This window comes from Actinomadura sp. GC306 (assembly GCF_004348665.1).
Taxonomy (GTDB): domain Bacteria; phylum Actinomycetota; class Actinomycetes; order Streptosporangiales; family Streptosporangiaceae; genus Spirillospora.
Genome location: NZ_SMKM01000524.1, coordinates 1 through 1611 on the forward strand (window position 1 = coordinate 1; position 1611 = coordinate 1611).

1 protein-coding gene is annotated in these 1611 nt (G+C 75.2%); it reads left to right on the plus strand.

Translation table 11 applies throughout. The annotated features are described in order from the left end of the window. Nucleotides 1-166: 166 nt before the first annotated feature. A partial coding sequence (locus tag E1200_RS33260; RefSeq protein WP_131956644.1) for an L-aspartate oxidase occupies nucleotides 167-1611 on the plus strand: 1445 nt, incomplete at its 3' end.

Consider the following 1611-nt stretch of genomic DNA (forward strand, 5'->3'; position numbering starts at 1 on the left):
CACCTTGCCCGGCGGCGCTCCCGGCTCGGGGGTCGGGCCCCGCGCGCGTCGGAAGCCGTCCGTCAGGGCGCCGGCCGGGGTGTCGGCGGCCACACCGCGGGGGGCGGGCGATCGGCGGGATCGGGGTTAGGGTCATAATGACGAGAACCGATCCCGAGGAGGGCTCGTGATCCCTTCGGTTCTGTACGCCCCCGTCCCCGGCTGGACCACCGACACCGACGTCGTCGTCATCGGCTCCGGCATCGCCGGGCTGGTCGCCGCGCTGCGCTGCCGCCCCCGCGGGCGGGTGCTCCTGGTCACCAAAGCGCTCCTGGACGCGGGGTCGACCCGCTGGGCGCAGGGCGGAATCGCCGCCGCGCTCGCCCCGGACGACTCGCCCGAGGACCACCTCGCCGACACCCTCACCGCCGGTGTCGGGCTGTGCGACGCGGACGCCGTCCGCGCCCTGGTCACCGAGGGGCCGGACGCCGTCCGCGACCTCATCGGGCTCGGCGCCGCCTTCGACCGCTCCAACGGCGAGATCGCGCTGACCCGGGAGGGCGGCCACCACCGGCGCCGCATCGCCCACGCCGGCGGGGACGCCACCGGCGCGGAGATCAGCCGCGCCCTCCTCGCCGCGCTCAAGGACTCCGGCGTCGAGGTCATCGAGCACGCCCTGGTCCTCGACCTGCTGAAGGACGGCGCCGGACGCGCGGCCGGGATCACCCTGCACGTCATGGGCGAGGGCCAGCCCGGCGGGGTCGGCGCCGTCCGGGCCCGCGCGGTGGTGCTCGCCACCGGCGGCCTCGGCCAGGTGTTCTCCGCCACGACCAACCCCGAGGTCTCGACCGGCGACGGGGTCGCGCTCGCCCTGCGCGCCGGCGCCGAGGTCACCGACCTGGAGTTCGTCCAGTTCCACCCGACCGTGCTGTGGCTCGGCGAGGACGCGCGGGGCCAGCAGCCGCTGATCTCCGAGGCCGTCCGCGGTGAGGGCGCGCACCTCGTCGACCGCGACGGCGAGCGCTTCATGCTCGGCCGCCACGACCTCGCCGAACTCGCCCCCCGCGACGTCGTCGCCAAGGGCATCATGAACCGGATGCGCGAGACCGGCGCGTCCCACATGCTGCTGGACGGCCGCCACCTCGGCGCCGCGATGTGGGAGAACCGCTTCCCGACCATCCTCGCGGCCTGCCGGCACCACGGCATCGACCCCGTGACAGAGCCCATACCGGTCGTCCCGGCCGCGCACTACGCGAGCGGGGGAGTCCGCACCGACCTGCACGGCCGCACGTCCGTTCCCGGCCTCTACGCCTGCGGCGAGGTCGCCTGCACGGGCGTCCACGGAGCCAACCGCCTGGCGTCCAACTCCCTCCTGGAGGGCCTGGTCTTCGCCGCCCGCATAGCCACCGCCCTGGAACAGGACCTGGCCACCCTGCTGCCCGGTGAAGTGCCTGGTGGTTCCGTGGCGGGTGAGGCCGCGCACCAGTCGGTCGCGGCTGCCCAGGCCGGGGGTGCCCTGCCGGGGGGTGCGGTGTCCGAAGAACACTTGGACGTGGGGGTGCCGGTGGCCGTCGGGTTGGTCGGTGGGGAGGTTCGGGGGGAGATCCAGCGGATCATGACATCCTCCGCGGG